This is a genomic window from Bacillus sp. NMTD17 (genome assembly GCF_002998735.1).
GTDB lineage: Bacteria > Bacillota > Bacilli > Bacillales > Bacillaceae > Bacillus.
On the sequence record NZ_PVRH01000004.1, the window covers coordinates 281447 to 300789 of the forward strand.

17 protein-coding genes are annotated in these 19343 nt (G+C 42.1%); 12 read left to right on the plus strand and 5 right to left on the minus strand.

Features of this window, described 5'->3' with window-relative positions; all coding sequences use genetic code 11:
- The first annotated feature begins 47 nt into the window (after positions 1–47).
- On the plus strand, positions 48–1130 hold the full coding sequence (locus tag C6347_RS13650; protein ID WP_060595567.1) for a C45 family autoproteolytic acyltransferase/hydrolase: 1083 nt from the start codon (positions 48–50) through the stop codon (positions 1128–1130).
- A 130-nt stretch (positions 1131–1260) separates the two neighbouring features.
- Positions 1261–3348: a BglG family transcription antiterminator gene (locus C6347_RS13655; RefSeq protein ID WP_106071743.1), complete on the plus strand. Its 2088-nt coding sequence runs from the start codon at positions 1261–1263 to the stop codon at positions 3346–3348.
- 17 nt (positions 3349–3365) lie between these two features.
- Here the strand turns inward: C6347_RS13655 and C6347_RS13660 are convergent, their stop codons facing one another.
- Complete coding sequence (locus C6347_RS13660; protein ID WP_106071744.1) at positions 3366–3977, minus strand: class I SAM-dependent methyltransferase; 612 nt, start codon at positions 3975–3977, stop codon at positions 3366–3368.
- Between the two features lie 155 nt (positions 3978–4132).
- On the opposite strand from C6347_RS13660, the gene C6347_RS13665 reads away from it, so the two are divergent.
- Both C6347_RS13665 and C6347_RS13670 read left to right on the plus strand, forming a co-directional pair.
- Positions 4133–5002 carry an SDR family oxidoreductase gene (locus tag C6347_RS13665; protein ID WP_034664026.1) on the plus strand — a complete coding sequence of 290 codons (870 nt, stop codon included), beginning with the start codon at positions 4133–4135 and terminating at the stop codon, positions 5000–5002.
- A gap of 293 nt (positions 5003–5295) precedes the next feature.
- On the plus strand, positions 5296–5718 hold the full coding sequence (locus C6347_RS13670; RefSeq protein WP_034664024.1) for a pyridoxamine 5'-phosphate oxidase family protein: 423 nt from the start codon (positions 5296–5298) through the stop codon (positions 5716–5718).
- A 479-nt stretch (positions 5719–6197) separates the two neighbouring features.
- On the opposite strand, the gene C6347_RS13675 is transcribed toward C6347_RS13670, so the two are convergent.
- Positions 6198–6380, minus strand: a complete 183-nt coding sequence (locus C6347_RS13675) for a hypothetical protein (protein ID WP_106071758.1) — start codon at positions 6378–6380, stop codon at positions 6198–6200.
- Between the two features lie 13 nt (positions 6381–6393).
- Positions 6394–6612 (minus strand): hypothetical protein, encoded by a 219-nt coding sequence (locus tag C6347_RS13680; RefSeq protein ID WP_060595569.1) that lies wholly within the window; start codon positions 6610–6612, stop codon positions 6394–6396.
- A gap of 159 nt (positions 6613–6771) precedes the next feature.
- Between C6347_RS13680 and C6347_RS13685 the strand changes: the two genes are divergently transcribed.
- Entirely contained in the window at positions 6772–9021 is a 2250-nt protein-coding gene (locus tag C6347_RS13685) for a hypothetical protein (protein WP_258182071.1), read from the plus strand.
- A 76-nt stretch (positions 9022–9097) separates the two neighbouring features.
- Here the strand turns inward: C6347_RS13685 and C6347_RS13690 are convergent, their stop codons facing one another.
- Together C6347_RS13690 and C6347_RS13695 are read right to left on the minus strand one after the other, a co-directional pair.
- Positions 9098–9394 carry a DUF3817 domain-containing protein gene (locus tag C6347_RS13690; protein WP_034664017.1) on the minus strand — a complete coding sequence of 99 codons (297 nt, stop codon included), beginning with the start codon at positions 9392–9394 and terminating at the stop codon, positions 9098–9100.
- Positions 9395–9530: 136 nt separating this feature from the next.
- Entirely contained in the window at positions 9531–10205 is a 675-nt protein-coding gene (locus C6347_RS13695; protein ID WP_060595571.1) for a GntR family transcriptional regulator, read from the minus strand.
- A gap of 154 nt (positions 10206–10359) precedes the next feature.
- On the opposite strand from C6347_RS13695, the gene C6347_RS13700 reads away from it, so the two are divergent.
- The 7 genes from C6347_RS13700 to C6347_RS13730 all read left to right on the plus strand — a co-directional run bounded on the left by C6347_RS13700 (position 10360) and on the right by C6347_RS13730 (position 19340).
- Positions 10360–11187: a helix-turn-helix domain-containing protein gene (locus tag C6347_RS13700; protein WP_106039311.1), complete on the plus strand. Its 828-nt coding sequence runs from the start codon at positions 10360–10362 to the stop codon at positions 11185–11187.
- Entirely contained in the window at positions 11177–12109 is a 933-nt protein-coding gene (locus C6347_RS13705; RefSeq protein ID WP_060595572.1) for a DMT family transporter, read from the plus strand. Before C6347_RS13700 ends, C6347_RS13705 begins: the two co-directional genes overlap by 11 nt.
- Before the next feature lie 99 nt (positions 12110–12208).
- Positions 12209–13264: a tartrate dehydrogenase gene (locus C6347_RS13710; RefSeq protein ID WP_066031305.1), complete on the plus strand. Its 1056-nt coding sequence runs from the start codon at positions 12209–12211 to the stop codon at positions 13262–13264.
- A gap of 72 nt (positions 13265–13336) precedes the next feature.
- Positions 13337–15523 carry a DNA topoisomerase III gene (locus C6347_RS13715; protein ID WP_106071746.1) on the plus strand — a complete coding sequence of 729 codons (2187 nt, stop codon included), beginning with the start codon at positions 13337–13339 and terminating at the stop codon, positions 15521–15523.
- 197 nt (positions 15524–15720) lie between these two features.
- Complete coding sequence (locus C6347_RS13720) at positions 15721–16803, plus strand: glycosyl hydrolase family 8 (RefSeq protein ID WP_066031303.1); 1083 nt, start codon at positions 15721–15723, stop codon at positions 16801–16803.
- A complete protein-coding gene (locus C6347_RS13725; protein ID WP_060595574.1) occupies positions 16784–17635 on the plus strand; it encodes a GGDEF domain-containing protein in 852 nt (283 codons plus the stop codon). The genes C6347_RS13720 and C6347_RS13725 overlap by 20 nt, the downstream gene beginning before the upstream one ends.
- Positions 17625–19340 carry a DUF2334 domain-containing protein gene (locus C6347_RS13730; protein WP_106071747.1) on the plus strand — a complete coding sequence of 572 codons (1716 nt, stop codon included), beginning with the start codon at positions 17625–17627 and terminating at the stop codon, positions 19338–19340. Before C6347_RS13725 ends, C6347_RS13730 begins: the two co-directional genes overlap by 11 nt.
- The last annotated feature ends 3 nt before the right edge of the window (positions 19341–19343 follow it).

A 19343-nucleotide genomic window follows, 5' to 3' on the forward strand; every position in this document is an offset into this window, starting at 1 on the left:
CGGTTTCGATATGATAAAAGAAACGAAGGCGAAAGAGGTGTGCAGGCATGGAGGAGATCAGTGCATATTTTCATGAAATGACAGGAACCGCTTATGAAGTAGGAAAGCAGCAGGCTGTCTGGCTTAAGGAGAACCCGTTGCTACAGACACAATATATTCGAACAGAACCGCTAGAAAAAGAGGCTGTGAAGGAAACGAAGCAGCTGATGCGCCCTTATCTTCCTCAGTTAGAAGAAGAGATAGCTGGATTTTGTGATGAACTGCAATTAGATGAGCGTTATTTGACCTTTTTCTATTCATCTCATCTTCAGCCAGGCTGTTCCCACTGCGTGAGGCAGGGGAATATGGCGGCCGGTCAACAAACGGTCATGCTGCGTAACTATGATTTCTCCCCGATATTTGATGATATGCGTCTTGTGACGACACATGTGAAGGGCTTGGCATGTCATACAGGCTCGTCGCTGCTCTTGTTTGGCAGATCTGATGGGATGAATGAGCATGGTCTTTCTGTCACATTCTCTGCTTGTGGTCCGCCGGTTGGAAATGAAGCCGGTTTAAAGGTTCCAGCAGTTGCCGGTTTGCAAGTGTATCATGTGATTCGATCTGTTCTGGAAAACTGTAGAACGGTTGAGGAAGCCATTCACTCTATTCAGGAAATGCCCGTTGCCTCAAATGTTCACCTCATGCTTGCCGATCGAAAAGGAGAAGCGGCTGTGATTGAAATCATTGATGGTCGCAAAATGGTCAGAAGACCGGAGGCAGGTTATATTGCAGCCACAAATCATCCGATTGCTGATCAAACAGCAAAAGGGATGACAAAACATCATTCTATTGTCAGATACGACATGTTAATGAAGGCTTTAGAACAACGACGACCAAGTGATTCTCTTGCTAAGCTGTTCAAGACAGAATATCCTGATGGTCTGGCTGTGCACAATTATGAGGAGCTGTTCGGAACAATGCGAACCGTCATCTTCCGCCCGGAGGAAGGAACGATGGATTATTGCTTTGGCTCTCCAGTATACAACCCGACGTATTCTTTAAAAGCTGGGGGTTCACTGCCTTTTCATGAACAAAAGGTTCAATTTCATCAAAAGGATCATGGACCGTCATTTTGGAGAAACGTATGATCGGACGTTGTATTTAATTTTGTCACAGCCCATTTGCCAAAGTCAGATCAACTTAAGATTGCATCGTTTGTTGAAAGCGTTTTATATTAAGGTGTGACAATAGACCTATTTTTGCAGAAGGAGGCATTTCATGTACATAACGGCACGAGAACAGAAGATCATCAAATACATCATTCAGCAAAATCGTTATGTCACCATTCGTGAGATAGCCGATTCTGTTCAGGTGAGCACAAGAACCATTCATAGAGAACTAAAATCGATTAAGCCCATATTAAAGAATTATGATCTTTCACTAGATAAACAGCCGGGGAAAGGCTTGAAGGCAGTCGGTGAACAGGAGGATAAACAGCGGCTTCTTGCTCATATATCAAATGAGGATCAAATTGAATATAGCTCTGACGAACGGAAGCTCTTAATCCTTTGTGCATTGCTTGAAGCAAAGGAACCGGTGAAATTATATACACTCGCCGCCGATTTGCAGGTTACAAATGCGACCATCAGCTATGACTTAGATGAACTGACGGAGTGGATCGCTCCTTACAGTTTGCAGCTGATCCGAAAACGCGGGTATGGCATTGAATTAAAAGGACCGGAAGAAGCAAAACGAAAGATTGTCGGGAACCTTATTGTTGACCGGCTCGATATTCAATTATTTTTAGAAACAATTGAAATGAATATCAAACATCGAACGAAAGCGACGGAAAAGGTGTTTGGCGTTGTCAGCAGAGGGCAGCTGCTTAAGGTAGAAAGACTGCTCTTTCATTTGAAAAATAGACTGTCACTCTCCTTATCTGATAGTGCCTATATTGCCCTTGTCGTTCATTTAACCTATGCCATTGAACGGATTCAGCTTGGTGAAACCATTCGAATGGAAGAGGAAGAGCTGCTTGAACTAAAGCGGACGAAAGAATTTGAATCATCTCAGCGAATCGCAAGAGCACTTGAACGCATGTTTAATGTGGAGATCCCTGAAGCAGAGGTCGGTTATATGACCATCCACCTGCGCAGTGCAAATCGCAGCTTTGGGGCAGAATACCGTATTGATGAGATCGAGCTGGATATAGCGATCAGAACGAAGAAGCTCATTGATTTTATTTCAAATAAAACCGGCTACCATTTAAATGAGAATGATTCATTGTATGAGGGACTCGTGTCTCATCTCGAACCTGCCATGAACCGTTTAAAGGAAAAAATGAGAATCTATAATCCACTTACACAACAAATTAAAAAGGACTACTTTTTGCTTTTCATGGCGATTGAAGAAGGAGTCGAGCGTTTCTTTCCAGAGATTGAATTTCCAGAGGATGAAATTGCCTTTATAGTGCTTCACTTTGGCTCAGTGCTTGAAATCAAAAAAGAAGAAACAAACATTCATGCACTAGTCGTTTGTTCAAGCGGGATTGGTTCCTCCAAAATGCTCGCCTCGCGGCTAAAAAAAGAATTACCGGAGATCGCCAAATTCGATTTATCCTCCTTAATGGAGCTAAAGGAAATTGATGCATCGAGCTATGACATGATTGTATCGACTGTTCCGATCCCATATGACCATATCGATTACATCATGGTCAGTCCGCTCCTAAACGAGGATGACGCCATGCGTGTGAAAGCTCATATTAAACGGAAGATCCCTTATATGATCGAGAAAAAAAGAACAAAAGAAGCTGTTAAAGAATCTGTGCAAGAAACGGTTGATATGATGGCGGTTGCAGAGCAGGTGACGAATTATATGTCTGTGATTCGCAGCATCTTGTCCCATTTTACCATCGAAAATAGAGAGACGCTGCCGCAGCATGAGGCAACAATCAGACAGCTGCTTCGTCATCTTGAAGAAGAAGGATCTATCACACATGCGGATGATGTAGCGAGCGGCTTACTGGAACGTGAACAGCAAGGCGGTTTAGGCATACCTGGTACCGAGTTTGCTCTTTTTCATTTAAAGCATGAATTCATCAAGGAACCAATCTTTCATATTTACGATCTTGATCAGGCATACGAGGTGAAAAGCATGGACGGCGGGCAGCAAATGATGTCACGAATGCTTATGATGCTGGCGCCGCAAAAGCTTGGCAAGGAAGGGTCTGAAATGTTTAGTCTGATCAGTTCATCCATCATTGAAAGTGAGGAAAGCATGGTGCTTTATGGACAGGGATCAAAGGAAGAGATTGAACAGAAATTGCATCAGCTGTTCTATCAATTTGTAAAAGAAGCAAAATGGTAAGAAAAAAAGCCGAGAGCTTATTCGCTTCTCGGCTTTTTGGCTGTGACACAGACAGCAAGTGTTGGACGAATTTCCTCATACTCAACAGAAAAATGGTCAAACCCCGCAAACTGTAAGTCATTCAATATGTTTTCACCCATCTCTTTTGTCCGGCTCGCATCAGCACCTTTTTCTCTTGGCTGCATCACAATGACGAGTTTTCCGCCTGGTTTCAACGTGTGATAAAGGTTGAGTAGGCCAGTCTTTGGATCATCCCAAATCGTAAAGTTGTTCACAGACAGTACTTTGTCATACTGCTCTCCCGGCAAACGTGTTTTCTCGATTTTTCCTACATACAGCCGGACCTGTTTGTCCTTTGACCGTTTGCTCACGCGGGACTGTGCTTGCTCTTGCATGGTGGAGGAGGCATCCAAACCATCAATGTGAAGATCTTCATAATGCTTAAGCATATGTTTGATGCTGTAGCCGGGCCCATAGCCGATTTCCAAAATGTTTTCACTATCTGTCAGATCTAAGTGCTGGATGGCCCACTGATTCAATGCTTTATTTTCATTTGCCATAATGAAGCCTGCGATGCTACCGAGCCAGCCTTTTGGTCTGCTAAAGGTTTTCGAAATGGTTGACAGCATTTGAGAACGCTCCTTTTTAATGATCATGTAACCGATTTTTCCCATCTTGAAACATGCCGATTTTCAAAACGCATCTGTGCAGTAAAGGGATGTTTGAGTAAAAAAAAGAGGTGGTAATGAAAGGATACATCAACAAATCAAGGAGGAGCTTACACATGGATTTACGTGAATACTTAACAAATGGCATTCCGCGCCAAACACAGGATCAGCAGCCAGGCAGTGAAAGAGAAATGAATCCTGCGCCGATCTTTGAGGATGAATCATATCAAGGGTCTGGCAAGCTCAAAGGGAAAGTCGCACTGATTACAGGCGGAGATAGTGGAATTGGACGTGCTGTATCTGTTGCCTATGCAAAAGAAGGTGCACACGTCGCCATTGTGTACTTAAATGAACATGAGGATGCAAAGGATACGCAAAAGCGCGTAGAACAGGAAGGCGTTAAATGTTTAACGATTGCAGGAGATGTCGGTGACGAAGCCTTTTGCGAGAAAGCGGTAGAAAAAACAGTTGAAGCCTTTGGGCAATTAGATATTTTAGTGAATAATGCGGCTGAACAGCATCCGAAAGAACGGATTCAAGATATTTCTAGTGAACAGCTTCACCAAACCTTTAGAACCAACTTCTATTCTTATTTTTATTTTACGAAGAAAGCACTGGATTACTTAAAACCGGGAAGTACAATTATTAATACAACATCCATTAACCCATATCGAGGCAACAAAGTGCTGATTGATTATACGGCGACAAAAGGGGCCATCAACGGCTTTACGCGTTCTATGGCACAGTCGCTTGTGAAAGATGGGATTCGGGTGAATGGTGTAGCGCCAGGTCCAATTTGGACGCCGCTCATTCCATCTACATTTGATGAGGATAGTGTGGAAAGCTTCGGGGCAGAAACCCCAATGGGAAGACCAGGACAGCCTGTAGAGCATGTCGGCTGCTATGTGCTGCTTGCTTCTGACGAATCGTCTTATATGACAGGACAAACACTTCACGTCAACGGCGGTTCCTTTATGAATACATGATCAATAGCGCCACCGCCCAGCTTTGATTGGGCGGTGTGTTTAGTATTTCTTGCGATTCTTCTGCACAGATGAGACAGACCATACGATAATGCCCACAACAACTGCCGCAATGACAAGTGAACTCAAATGGAACATCGTTTCATGATGCATGTTCAACTTCTCCCTTCATTGAGCCTGTTTTCTATAGCATCAGCCAGAAGATCTCTTTTTATGAAAAACACATTTCTTTGTTTAATGAATGGATTGTCGTGGAAACCTAAGAGTACGGATGAAATTTGAAGGAGTGAAACGATATGTCACAAGAAGAATTAAAACAAAAGGTACTCAACCTATTAGATGAACAAAAGGTCGGGACACTGGCGACCGTTGAACAGGATAAGCCGCATACCCGCTACATGACTTTTTTCCATGAAGGGCTGACATTATATACACCAACGAGCAAAGAAACACATAAAGCAGACGAAATTGAAAAAAACCCGAATGTCCATATTCTCATTGGTTATTCAGGTGAAGGATTCGGTGACACGTATGCAGAAATCGCAGGTACCGCAACATTAACCGATGATCCAGAACTGATCGACCGCCTTTGGTCTGAGGAGATGGAGAAATGGTTTAAAGGAAAAGATGATCCGAATCTAGTGATTCTGAAGATTGATCCAACCTCCATTCGTTACATGAATGAAGGAAGCCGTACGCCAGCAGAATTATCACTTTAACACTTGCGTAAGCTGGGGGTATGTGTTATAGTTTTATATTAAGTGTTGAAATAAGCAAATAAATAAAGAAAGTAAACTTTCTTTTTTCTATGACATAATGAGAAGCAATAGAGCTTCTACTTGATAAGAACGAGACGCTGTCAAAGCGAACAACTTATTCTTTTCCTTCTGCACCCGCCCCCTATAAAAGCGGAAGAGTGGAAAAAAGACGTTTTGATTTACAATTCACACTGGCACGGCTTCGGAGCCGTAAGGACGAATGAGAGGTAGGGCTTTCGTTGTCTTGTTATCCAGAACTTCCATGGCGTTTACTTTCAAACGTAGGTTCACTCGGAACACATATGACACACTGATATGATCGAATCTTAATTCATACACTCCGTAACGGAGATCACACATTGATTATTTATTTGCATGAAAAGAGCAAGGAAAAGGCTGCCATCTATTTGGCAGCCTTTTTCATTGGGTTCATTTCATGATCACTCACTTCTTCCTTTCTTCTGATAATGCCAAATCCGCCCGATAAAAAAGAACAGCACTGCAAACAAAATAGAAAAGACGAACATGTCCAAGAGTGTCACGCCTCTATTTGGGTGCACAATGCCAAACCAAACCCATTGCAGAACAAAAGAGATAGCAAAATAACTGATGGATTCTTTCATGATTTTCCCCATTTCACTTATTTTTTTGACCTTTTAGCCACAACATCCAAATGAAGAAGGAAGCAATGACACACGTAAGCAAAGTGATGGGCGGCAAGGTATGCCAGCTAGTCAGCCCCTTTACAAAACACATATAAAAAAAGAAAATGGAAATGGATACGAGCACCCATTGCTTGAACCAACGAGGAACACGCAGCCAAGCCGCTAGAAAGATAGAAGATAGCTTATCCAATGAGAAAAACTCCTTTTTTGAATCTGATTGGATTTTATCGCAAACAACGAAGTTTGTAAAATATGGAATTCGAAGGCTGGAATGGTATTCTTCTAGCACGAAACATTCTCGCTGCATTGACGTATAAGATAAAGGAACCTCATGAAAGGAAGCGATCAAGTGAAAAGAATACCAGTGATTTTTCTACGATATATTGTCTTCTTTATTCCAGCGATCATTATCAGTTTCATGGTGTGGAACCATTACCAAGATGATTTGTCGGATGGGAAAGTAACAGAGTATGACGTCAAACGAATTTTTACATTTGATGAAGGAAAACGAGTGGTGAGTGCTGTATCAAAAGACCAACAACTCCATTTTGGAATGTATGATCCTCAATCAGGAAAAAGAATCAGTGAATGGACCACGGAAAGCGATACGTTTAATGAAATGTTTCCATCCATTCAAGGTAACAATCTCTTACTTGCTTTAAAAAATAAAGAGGGGCAGCTGTTGATCGAGAAAATAACTCCAAGCGGAGAAAAGAAAGAGCTCGTTCAACAAAAAATAGAGATCCCCTCATTTTTAAAAACGAATACATATCAATGGAATGGACAGCTCGTGTTTACAGGAGAAATGGAAGGCGCCGCTGCAGTCCTCGGTGAGCTAAAGAATGGTCAGTTTCATGTGCACAATCTCAACGAGCTAAAGCTGCCAGCAAGGCCAGTCTCCATGGATGTCGTCATGAATTCCTTTAGAGGGCAGACGCCTATTCCTATATTTGAATTGACTTTGAAAAATGACCAGAAGGCATATGTTAGCGGTATCTCAAACGAGAAGCATCAGCTTGGTGTCTATGTCTCCAAAAACGCTGATCCGTTTAGCCTCATTGAAGATACAGTTGAGCAGAGGCTGCAAAAAAAGATTGGATCATCACAAAACTTTGCTGTCGCCGTAGAATCGAATTATCCAAAAAGGGCAAGGAAAGTGAATGCAGAGGGAAGGCTTGGGGAAGTCGTCCCAACACCAAAACCAATTTATCAAACCTATATCTACCAGCTTAATGAAGAAGAAGTTCTTATTGCAGGCTCTACTGCAAAGGACGAAGCAAAAGGCAAACTGACTGGATATATTTATAACCATCGCACGAATAAGGCGACGTCTGCCAGCAAGCTTTTTCAATCGTTGTCATATGAATCCTTACAAAGAGAAGAGCTCACTTTCAATAAAAATGTGAAGAGCGATTGGATCTATTATTCATTCGACAATCAATTAACGGGTGCATATGAGACGACGAGCAGCCAGCTAAAGGAATTTCCTTTGAAAAAAGTCATCTCAATCGAAAACGCGAGTCCTGCTCACCAAACGTCTGTTGACACCTTTATGCAATATGTCATGAAAGGCGGGCCACTCATTCTCAACTGGGCGATATGGCTGTTTATTCCACTACTGTTATTTGTACTAGCCATCTTCCTGCCGCCGATTTTGAGACTGGTGAGAAACAACAAGATTAAAGACAGTGTCACATTAGAAGCCAATATTGTATCTGTCAAAGAAACGGGCACCTACATCAACGAACAGCCGCTTGTCAAAATGCAGCTGCAATTTCAATATGATGGGGAAAACATCGAGAAGACGGTTAAAACAGTTGTATCCTTTACCCAGATACCGCAGCCGGGTCAGCGTATCGCCATTCTCTACAATCCGAAGAAGAAAAAAGCGATGCTCTTAAAAGAGGGGGACTTCTCACAGACAAGTGAGCCAAAGTTCATCAAAGGCGCTGTTTTAAGAAATATAGAATCATATGAAACCGTAGGACGAGGCACTGTCTTATCGCTTACATTTGAAGCAGATCAGAAAAGGTATACCATTCCGATGATTCAAGCCGCTGGTTTTGAATTTAGAAAAGGAGAAAAAGCCGATCTCGTCGCCATCAGCGGTCAGTTGAAAATGGCAGCCTATGGCCATGAAGTGCGGAATCGATCGGGGAAAGATGTGACGTTAACAGGAACCATTCAGCGAGTGAAGCAATATCCAGTCACGATTCATGGACAAAAGCCTGTCATGCTGGATGTGACGGTTTCAAGCGGAGATCAGTCTATTACAAAAACGGTCAGCCAATTCATCCCTGATCATATGCAGGTCGCACCAGGAACTCCAATCACGATCCAGACAAAGAAAGAAGAGCTGGATAGAGAAATCGGTCTCATGCAAGAGAAACAAGGAAGTGCAAAAGTGACCCATGTCGCATTTGCTGGCGTCATCGGCAACCAGCCGCTAGCAATCATTCAGATTGAGAGAGATGGCATGCTGTATGAAGTGAAACAGCCAATCGATCCAATGACTAGTGTACTGCCAGGTGATGAATTATGGGTGGCGTATGACGAAATGACGCGTCAAGCAGCCATTGTGAAATATGCATCAATTTAAAAAAGCGTTCCTTTAACAGAACGCTTCAGCGTGTAGACAAAGGGCTAAAACGACATTCGATTTAGCCCTTTTTTGATTAAGCCTTTGTATCATACTGGCGGAGCACCTTATCATAGGCGAAGTTGCCGAAAGGAATGAACGCTGCAAAAAAACCAGCGATGGACCATTTCAAATGCCAGCGAACTTTAAAAGTCACATATGCCAAAACAAGCATATAGATGACAAACAATGCGCCATGAAGAGAGCCTACAATGGTGACTGCCATCGGAATATCCGCAAAATATTTCAGAGGCATGGCAATTAAAAGAAGGGTTAAAAGAGACATACCCTCAATAAAACCCGCCTGTCGAAGACGGCTAATACTTGTATGCATATACAAATCCTCCTGTATAAAAGCTAGTTTCTCATCTTCTAATATAAACGAAAGATCGTCTGGACATGCTAAAATCTACGAAAAATTCAAAATATGTTCATGTAATGCTTAAAAAATGGGAAAAAGGAAAAATCACTTAATCCTTGTTTGTTTCAGAGAGTACTTGCTTTAAGTGCATCACATCATGTAATAAATGATCCGTCATCGCTTGAACGGCTTCTGTGGAGCGGCGCTCTTTCATTTCAGAATAAATGGCAGCATGCTCTTTTTGAATCGTCTCAGCACGCGCTCCGCCGCTAAAATGAAAGATACGGCAAAAATGAATGAGTGCATTCACATGATTCAATTGTTTACATAAGCGGTGATTGTGACTCGCTAGAATAATTTTTTGATGAAAGGCTTCATGTAACTGGACGATTTCTTTAGATGGCAGCTGCTGCTTGATTGCTCCGTCTGCCTGCTTGAGGACCTGCTCAATATCATCCAGCTCTCTTTGCGCGGCTTCCTTGCATGCAAGCTCAACAGCTAGCGTTTCTAGGGCGATTCGAACTTGATAAAGCTCCTCGACATCTTTTTCCGTTAACGTATAGACAGAGTAGCCTGACCGATGATCAGCGATCAAGAGCTCATCTTTTTCTAAAAGCCTCATCGCCTCTCTAACCGGTGATCGGCTTACACCAAATTGTTTGGCAAGCTGTGTCTCATTGATGCGTTCCCCTGGCTGAAACTGCCCATCAAATATCATTTGCTTCAGCTGTTCATAAAATTGCATATGGTATGGTGCTGGTCTTTTCATCTCGAATGAATTCATCCCGTCATTCCCTCATTTACACATCATCTTTTGTCTCATGTTATCCAAGTTTTTCCCTCTAGGCAAGCCTGCATCGGAAAAGTCAATATCGTACAATTCAAGAGAAAAAGGGTGTGCTACACTAATGATCAGTTCAGTGAAAGAGGGGATCGACATGAAAACACAAGAAGAACGAACGGTACATTTTGATCAGGACTTGCAATTAGAGGCGTATCGCTTTCATGGCATCATGCAAAAGTTCCCGAATCATTTTCATACATACTATGTGATTGGATTTATTGAGGACGGTCAAAGACGTTTGATCTGCCAAAATGAAGAATACATCATTGAAAAGGGAGACATCCTTCTTTTCAATCCATATGACAATCACGCATGCGAGCAGATTGATCACAGGACACTAGATTATCGTTGTTTAAATATAGAAGCAGATGTCATAGAGAAAATGTTTCAGCACAAGCCACATTTTAAAGCCCCTGTGTTTTCACAAAGTGAACTGACAAAGCCATTATATGATCTTCATCAAATGATCACAGAAGAAGCTCCAGCTTTGAATAAACAGGAAACGTTTTATTTCTTTATGAAGCAGCTGATTGAAGCCTATGCTGATACATCAGAGGAAAAAGCGTCAGCAGCGCATGCCGCCGAACAGAAAGTCCAAGATGTACAGCAATATATTGAAACATACCGCACGGAAAATATTTCGTTAGACGACTTAGGAGAGCTTGTGTCTATGAACAAATACTCCCTTCTTCGTGCTTTTACAAAGTACAGAGGGATCACGCCGTATCGTTATTTACAGACAGTGAGAGTGAACTATGCGAAGGAGCTTCTCGCCCAAGGAGTGAAGCCTGTAGATGCGGCAGTCTCCGCTGGTTTTTCTGATCAAAGTCACTTGAGTCATTTCTTTTCAGAATTTATAGGGCTCACCCCAGGGCAATATCAGCAAATTTTTGCAAAGCAGGTAACAGCAGATGAAAAATAAACAGCTGCTTGGTCATCTAGCGGCCATGTTCACTATTTTTCTATGGGGTTCGACCTTTATCTCAACCAAAATATTATTAACTGCTTTTTCTCCCACAGAGATATTATTTTTTCGCTTTTTTATTGGGTATCTGGCTCTGATGATGATCTATCCGGTCACCATGAAGGTGCAGCGTAAAAAGCATGAAGCGATGTTTGCGCTCGCAGGATTATGCGGTGTGGTCTTATACTATTTTTTAGAAAATGTCGCACTCACCTATACGTTCGCTTCGAATGCAGGTGTCATCAGTTCAGTTGTGCCATTCTTCTCATTTTTATTGGCTTATTTTTTATTGAAAGATGAGCCGCTGCATCGCCGATTTTTCATAGGCTTTTTTATCGCGATGACAGGAATTGTGCTGATTAGCTTTAATGGAATGACGACGTTCCAATTGAATCCACTCGGTGATGTGCTAGCATTAACGGCGACCATTGTCTGGGCCTTCTATTCTATTTTATCGAAAATGATCAACCAATATGGATACCATATCATTCAAGTGACGAGGCGTGTCTTTTTTTACGGCTTGCTTTGGATGCTTCCCCTGATCTGGCATTTTAAGATTCGTTTAGACTGGGAGCGATTGACGAACCCGTCGTTTGCCTTTCACTTGCTGTTTTTAGGCCTGTTCGCATCTGCCATTTGTTTTCTAACATGGAGCTTTTCGGTGAAAACGCTCGGTGTGGTGAAATCGAGTGTGTATATTTATGGCGTTCCTATTATTACGATGGTCATTTCAATGATCGTTCTTCATGAGAGATTGACCCTCATGTCTGTACTCGGAACGGCACTGACCTTAGGAGGACTGCTGCTTTCAGATAAAAAAGATGCGGGGAGGAAGAAACAGAAACCCTCGATGCTTTTCCAGGATAAACAGGCGCTTTGATCAAAAAAGCGTCTTTTGTCCATTGAAAGAACATGAACTCTCTAGTAAACTCAAATTTAAACGGTCGACGGTCGACCGACGATAAAGGGGGAGAAATGAATGAAGCATGTTTCAATTGCGGCGATACCAGGTGACGGGGTTGGGAAGGAAGTTGTACCTGAAGCCATACGAGTATTGAAAGCGGTGTCAGAATTACATGGCGGTTTGTCTTTTACCTTTCAGGATTTTCCGTGGAGCTGTGAATATTATTTAGAGCATGGCGAGATGATGCCAAAGGATGGATTACATCAACTGAAAACCTTTGACAGCATTTTCTTAGGGGCTGTCGGAGATGCCAATTTAGTGCCGGATCACGTATCGCTTTGGGGACTGCTTATTAAGATTAGGCGGGAATTTGAACAGGTGATAAACGTCAGACCTGCAAAACAGCTGAGCGGCATTCGCTCACCGCTTACGCAGCCAAAGGATTTCGATCTTCTAGTTGTCAGAGAAAACGGTGAAGGTGAATATAGTGAAATTGGAGGCCGTATTTATCAAGGAGAAGATCAGCTTGCTGTTCAAAATGCAGTGTTCTCAAGAAAAGGGACAGAGCGTGCGATGCGTTTTGCCTTTCAATTAGCAGAAAAAAGACGAAAGCATGTGACGAGTGCAACCAAATCGAATGGGATCGTCCATACCATGCCTTTTTGGGATGAAGTGTTTCAAGACGTAGCAAAGGATTATCCAGAGGTGGCAGCAGACTCTCAGCACATTGATGCGCTCTCAGCCTTCTTTGTAACAAGACCAGAAAAATTCGATGTGATTGTGGCCAGTAATTTGTTTGGTGATATTTTGACGGATCTTGGGGCAGCCATTATGGGGAGTATTGGCGTGGCGCCTGCCGCCAACATCAATGTAAATGGCAAATACCCATCCATGTTTGAGCCTGTACACGGATCAGCTCCAGACATTGCGGGAAAAGGAATCGCCAACCCAATCGGTCAAATTTGGACCGCTAAACTGATGCTTGATCATTTCGGAGAAGAAGAGCTGGGTACGCACCTTCTCAGCACCATCGAATCAGTCACAGCAGACGGCTTTTTAACAGCGGACATCGGCGGATCCTATCAAACACAAGAAGTCACAAACGAAATCATCAAACGATTGAAGAAATAATCCGTCATTAGAACCGCATCTCCACGTCTGCTATAATAAAAGGATGGATAGAAGAAAGAGATGTGAAATCTAGTGTCAAAAACAGTTGTATTAGCAGAGAAACCTTCAGTAGGACGTGACCTTGCGCGTGTGCTGAAGTGTCATAAAAAAGGAAATGGTTTTTTAGAAGGAGATCAATACATTGTGACATGGGCGCTTGGCCATTTGGTCACACTGGCTGATCCAGAAGGCTACGGAAAAGAATTTCAATCCTGGCGTTTAGAGGATTTACCAATCATTCCAGAGCCGCTTAAGCTTGTTGTGATGAAAAAGACAGGAAAACAATTCCAAGCAGTGAAAGCGCAGCTTGCGAGAAAAGATGTCAAAGACATTGTCATTGCAACAGATGCTGGACGTGAAGGGGAGCTTGTCGCAAGATGGATTCTTGAAAAAGCACATGTGAAAAAGCCCTTGAAACGACTATGGATCTCATCTGTCACGGACAAAGCCATTCAAGAAGGCTTCAAACGATTAAAAGACGGCAGAGAATACGATAACCTGTATCGCTCAGCAGTTGCACGTGCAGAAGCAGACTGGATTGTCGGCATCAACGCAACAAGAGCGCTGACAACCAAGTTCAATGCACAGCTTTCCTGCGGACGGGTACAAACACCAACGATTGCCATGATCGCCAAACGAGAAGAAGACATTCAGCAATTTCAGCCGAAGCCGTTCTATGGATTGATTGCACAAGTAGATGGACTGACTTTGACCTGGCAGGATGCCAAAACAAAGCAAAACCGGACATTCCAAGAGAATGTGATCAAAGAGCGCTTGGCAGCATGCGAAGGAAAACCAGCAGTGGTTGATGCGTTGAAAAAAACAGCGAAAAAAGCTTTTGCACCGGGCCTGTACGATCTGACTGAATTACAGCGTGATGCGCATAAACGCTATGGCTTCTCAGCAAAAGAAACATTATCTACACTTCAGCGATTGTATGAGCAGCATAAGCTCGTGACATATCCACGTACAGATTCACGGTTTATTTCAGCGGATATCGTTCCTACATTAAAAGATCGTTTAAAAGGAATGAACGTCAGACCATATGCGCAGCATGTGAACCGGATTTTACAATCAGGTGTAAAAGCGCACAAAGGCTTCGTCAATGATGCAAAAGTGTCAGATCACCATGCGATCATTCCAACCGAGGAAGAGCTGTATCCAGGTGCATTAAGTGATAAAGAGCGTAAATTATATGACCTTATTGCCAAACGATTCCTTGCGGTACTCATGAATCCTTTTGAGTACGAAGAAACAACGGTTATCGCCAAAATAGGCAGTGAAACGTTCACAGCAAAAGGGAAAATCGTGCAATCAGCTGGCTGGAAAGCCGTGTACGATGATTCCTATGAAGAAGAGGAATCAGCCGAGGTGGATCAACATTTGCCGCTGCTTTCAGAAGGACAGTCACTAGACGTACGACAGCTGAAAGAAACAAGAGGAGAAACGAAACCTCCTGCACGTTTTAATGAAGCGACCCTATTATCTGCCATGGAAAACCCAGCGGCATTTATGCAGAAAGAGGAAAAAGACTTAGTGAAAACCCTTGGTGAAACAGGTGGTCTAGGGACAGTAGCAACAAGAGCAGATATTATTGAAAAGCTGTTCAATAGCTTCCTAATCGAGAAAAAGGGCAAAGACATCTTCATCACATCGAAAGGAAAGCAGCTGCTCTCTTTAGTGCCTGAAGACTTAAAGTCTCCTGCGTTAACAGCGGAATGGGAACAAAAGCTTTCTAAAATCGCAAAAGGGCAATTGAAAGCTTCTCAATTCATGAGTGAAATGAAATTATATGCGAAACAAGCCGTATCTGAAATCAAAAAGACGAACCAGACCTTTAAGCATGACAATGTCACTGGCACCCATTGTCCAGACTGCGGAAAACTGATGCTGAAAGTGAATGGAAAACATGGAACGATGCTTGTTTGCCAGGACCGGGAATGCGGCCATCGTAAAAATGTGGCGAAGAAAACAAACGCACGCTGCCCGAACTGTCATAAAAAGCTCGAGCTGCGCGGAGAAGGCGATGGCAAAATCTTTGCTTGTGTGTGCGGCCATAGAGAAAAACTGTCTGTCTTCGAAAAACGCAAATCTCAATCCAATCAAAAGAAAGCCAGTAAGCACGATGTGTCTAAATATTTGAAGAAACAAAAGAAAGTGGAAGAACCAATTAATAATGCACTAGCTGAACAATTAAAGAAATTAAAATTAGATCAATAGTTTTATAAAAGCCCGTGCGGAAACGCATGGGTTTTTTAGTTTTACCGAGCATATCGATATATTGTTTTTCTGAAAATGGGAATAAATGTGCGAAAAGACTCGTAATTTGGTATAAAATATTTATTTAAATTTATACAAAAACGCTCTATAATAAATCGTTAGATGCTTAGAGAACGGGGAGTTGAAAGGGGACACGAATGCACACACGCATATATCGTACAGCAATTGTTTTACTCATTGTCATTCTACTAGGCGGATGTACCTGGAAACAACAGAAAGAATCAGCTGATCCAGTATCAACACAGCCTGTTTTGCCTGGAGAATATTTTATCACTCACCACTTAATGACAGATGAAGGCTTGATTCGTACCTCTTTTGCAGAGGAACATATCTACTTATCTGAATCACTTGGACTTTGGATGGATTATCTTGTTCGAAAAAAAGATCAAAATTTATTTGACCAACAGTTGAGTGTTTTACAAGATCAATTTTTACTTGACCATCATCTTCTCAGCTGGCAAATTGAATCTGAACAAAAAAGTAAGGCCAATGCTTTAGTTGATGATTTACGTGTAGTGGCGGCACTTCAAAAGGCAAATCGTTTGTGGAAGAAGTCAGCGTATCAAACGACAGCAAAAGAAATCGCTCAAGCGTTAAAAGAAAAAAACATGTTCAAAGGCATATTGTCCGATTACTATGATGCATCAACAAATCGAACTTCACACACAATCACACTCTCTTATATAGATCCAAAAGCAATCAAAGAATTGGAATCCCTCCAAATATTCACGAAACAAATGACCAGTAACCAATTAGCCATTCTAAAACAAGCACCGAGAAAAAAAGGATTCTTTCCTAAGTCCTATGACATAAAGAAAAAAACATATTCATTCGACCAAGAAATTAATATGATCGATCAACTTTATACAGCTTTACATGCACACCATGCAAAGGTAAATACGTCCGAGATCATGAAATGGCTTAAAACGTCGTTTAAACAAGAAGGAAAACTGTACGGAAGATACAAACTGAGCACATTGCAGCCATCTGTCACATATGAATCGCCTTCGGTATATGCACTCGTCATTTTGTATGCCCTTAAACAAAATGAGCTGAAATTCGCAAAGACTGTCTATCAACGCATGAAAGAATTACAAACCCAAGATCCTCTCAAGCCTTATTACGGAGGATACATGAACGAAAAAGAGACACACTCATTTGATAACTTATTGCCTCTGATTGCAGAAAGGGAGCTTCTAAATGAATCGGTTGTTCAGTAAAACGTATCGCTTGTACTATTCTCTGCTCCTCACGTTTGCAGGCCTTATTTTGTTTATGGGCTACCTTAACGTACAAGATGCGGAGAGCTTTATGATCATCGCACTGACATTTGTCGTGTTAGGCTGCGGTATTTTATTTGGTATCCTACCAGCATTAATTTTCACCTTACTGATTTTGTTCTTTATAGGAAGCGCCATGTTCTTTACAGAGCTTGGCCATGAAAATTCCCTTTTTTCAAATCAAACATTGCAAGATGTAGTGATTTGGGGCGTAGCACTTCTTTTTTTCGCTATTTCAGCGGGAAGCTTGCATGAACGGATTAATACGCTGCGTCACACCATTGAACAACAAAAGCAGGCCATCAAACAATTTGTGGCGATTGACTCGACAACAGGATTTGACAATGCTGAGCGGATGAAGCTCGAATTGTCTGAGGAAATGAAACGGGCAGAACGGTACAAACAGCCATTTGTCTTTATCCTTCTTCATATGAATTACGCAGCGGAATTCAAATCGTTATATGGAGAAAAAGAAATGCAGCACCTATTTCAGCAATTAAGTCTCAAGATTCGTGAAAGCGTAAGAGAAACCGATAAGAAATTTCGATTATCCGAAGAGCGAATAGGCTTGCTGTTAACTCATACACCAGAAGAAAATGTGTCAGTTGTCCTTGATAAGCTAAAGGGTAAATTGCAAACGCATGTCCTATTAAACGGTCGTGAAGTGACCTTGACATTTCATGTCTGTCATTTAACAAGCAGCTCGGATTATCGTACGCCACAGCAGTTTTTAAAAGAACTAGAAAAAGAGATGATGATGAATGAACTGTAATTCTTTGATGAAATGTTGTTTGATGATCACGCTTTTTACGATTCTTTCGTTTAAACACATTACTTCAGCCGATGCTCTTGTCACGCAGCCAAATACACTGATCGTTTATTCCACACCATCTGGGGAAGTGACTCCAGCCGTTCATATGCTGGATCTACTCGCCGGTCATTTTTCAAAACAGACGACGATTGTATCCGATGAACATTTGGCTGAAAAGAGGATCAATGAATTTCAGCAAGTCATTTATCTTGGTGAAATAAAGAGAACCTTGTCAAAACAAACCATTCGTGCGATGAACGAATCACAGCAGGTCATCGCCATTGGATACAATGCGGAACAGCTTCGCCCATTCTCCAAGCTTACTTTTCACAAACAAGATCATATCAGTCAATTGAAACATACACATGATCAGACATACCGTCAGCTAGAGAGAAGTATCAATGTGTTAACGGTTCGAGGGGCGGACTTGGAAAATGAATTTCTAGTGAAGAAACGTCAATCTGATCTGCCATTTGTGACTCAAACAAAAGAAGGTGCAGCATATATCGGTATCTTAGATGTCATGCAACACAACAAGCTTCTTGCAGAAGTGCTAGAAAAATACATGCCATCTTCTGCGCAAATGGCGACAAAATACTTAATGCTCGGGAACATCAGCCCAGCAAGTGATGAGAAAAAGCTGCTTGAACTTGGACAATACGTATCCGCACAGCATATTCCTTATCAAATTGCAGTGACCCCTGTTTGGATAGATCGAGCAACAGGTGATGAAGTCACACTGAGTGACCGCCCGAAGCTCGTGAATGTGTTAAAACAAATGCAAGAAAATGGAGCGAGTATCATTCTTCATGGCTTTAGCCGTACGTATCGAACGGAGGAATCTGGTCAGGGATTTGAGTTCTGGGATGCAAAATATGATCAGCCCATCGCGTCAAATGACCCCAAAAAAGCTGAGAAGAAACAAAGTAAAAGCCAATTCCCAAATGAAAAAGACTTTCATACGTATACCAAATCGTATCAGCAGCAAGAAATCGCCTATACAGAAGAAAAACTGACAAAGGGCATTGAGCTTCTTGCTAGGCAAGGCTTATATCCTCTTGCGTTTGAGGTGCCGCATGATGCGATATCACAACAAGGGTATGAAGTAATTTCAAAGCATGTGTCCAGTCTATTTGGACAGGTGCAGCTGTCAGACCGCACTTGGAAATCAGTCAGCGCATCGCCGCTTGTGACGTCTCCTGCCATGTTACATGGCATGACTTTATATCCTCAGCAGCAAGTTGAGCAAGCGTCTAATAAAGAAGGTTCAAATGTTTTAACTGAACAGACGATTCAATCCGTGCAGCATCTGCAATCAGCCGCAATGGGCCTGTCCTATGACATGGAGTTGGGGCTAGCAGGATTACAGGATTTGATCACACAGATGGAGGCAATCCCTTCTAGCGAATGGCTGGATGTAAAAAAAACAAAACAGACGGTCCAAACTGCACATGTAAAAATCCAAACATCACGGAATGGACATATTCAAGTAGAGGAATCCAACATCGCCGAAACAAAAACAATCAAACGAAGTGGCATGGAAAATATGCTGCGAATTCTTACAGTCGTGGTGATGCTATTTATTGCGGCATTTGCTTTATACACATTGTATTTAAGACTGACAATGAAAAAACGAATTTTTAAGGAGAGAAAATTAGGTGGCTGATGT